Origin of the sequence: Variovorax sp. WDL1 (assembly GCF_001541225.1) — a bacterium.
Taxonomy (GTDB): domain Bacteria; phylum Pseudomonadota; class Gammaproteobacteria; order Burkholderiales; family Burkholderiaceae_C; genus Variovorax.
This window is the reverse complement of the sequence record NZ_LMTS01000154.1, coordinates 1-298: the sequence shown is the minus strand read 5'-3', so window position 1 is coordinate 298 and position 298 is coordinate 1. Positions and strand designations below refer to the sequence as shown.

General features: G+C 62.4%; 1 protein-coding gene. It reads left to right on the top strand.

The features are described from left to right. Positions 1–166 (top strand): integrase core domain-containing protein (locus APY03_RS20630; RefSeq protein ID WP_157103438.1); only part of this gene is annotated, 166 nt, incomplete at its 5' end. Between the last annotated feature and the right edge of the window lie 132 nt (positions 167–298).

Here is a 298-nt window from a genome sequence, read left to right as displayed (position 1 = left end):
CGAGGACGTGTACCTGAAGGCCTACGACGGCGTCAGCGCCGCGCGGCTGAGCCTGGCCGCGTACTTCGAGTTCTACAACGCTCGAAGGCCGCATCAGTCGCATGACGGACGAACCCCGGACATGGTCTACTTCGGCACGTTGCCCGCGCTGAAGGAGGCCGCCTGATGAGGGGTTGAACCATGAGTACATGGCTCAACCGGGGCGCCTCCGGCGGCCTGGCAGGGCCTTGAAATAGAGAAATCAAACCGCAGCCAATCCACTTGTCTCAGACCGCTGTGTGTTCAAACGAGCGGAGCC